At 49.5% G+C, this 748-nt stretch carries 1 protein-coding gene; it reads left to right on the top strand.

Features of this window, described 5'->3' with window-relative positions; translation table 11 throughout:
* The coding region (locus A3750_RS22240; protein WP_156498839.1) for a DUF2064 domain-containing protein at positions 1 to 695 on the top strand (695 nt) is incomplete at its 5' end.
* Between the last annotated feature and the right edge of the window lie 53 nt (positions 696 to 748).

The following is a 748-nucleotide window of genomic DNA, read 5'->3' as shown; positions in this document are numbered from 1 at the left end:
AGAAAATGCCTAGCACCGTTTGGATTCAATTCGTAAAGTTGCCCTTGCTTGGTAAAGTTAAAACGCGCCTTGCGGCGACGATAGGCGATGAGGCAGCACTTGTTGCACATAAGCGATTGACGATTGCGGTAAATACACAATTATCCCGATACATTAGCGAGCAAGGCAATGATCACATCCAGCATCTTTGGCTTGGCGTCGGTGGCGTCGGCGGACACACTTCCGATTCGGCTTATCAGTCAGGGCTTGATGTTTATAAACAGCAAGGCCTGATTTTCCAAGAAGCCTTTTTGCAGGACGGTCAAACTCTGGGTGATCGAATGCGGGTGGCCTTGGGAAAGGGGCTTGAGGTGGCGGATCGAGCGTTTATTGTTGGAAGTGACTTTCCTGTTTTGGATTTGGATTATCTCGCGTCAGCCGAAGAGGCACTTTCGCACGCTGATGTAGTTCTTGGTGCCACGGAGGACGGGGGCTACGGGCTCATCGGCCTAAAGCGGCCGAATACTGCGGGTGACAATTTGCCGCTGTCTTTGAGCGGTTTTCGTGATGTACTCTGGGGAACAGATGAAGTTTGCCAGCAAACTCAAGACATTATGCGGAGCGCGGGCTTGAAGACTCATCTACTAGCAACACGTTTTGATGTTGACGACGAAGTAGATTGGAGGCGCTGGCAAGCCAGCGCCTGGAATAACTAATTCGTTATACTTTTGTTGCGAATAAGTCTATTTGGTTAATCGTATTATCTACC

The sequence above is a fragment of the Oleiphilus sp. HI0079 genome, from assembly GCF_001635105.1.
This window is presented reverse-complemented; position numbering and strand designations above follow the sequence as displayed.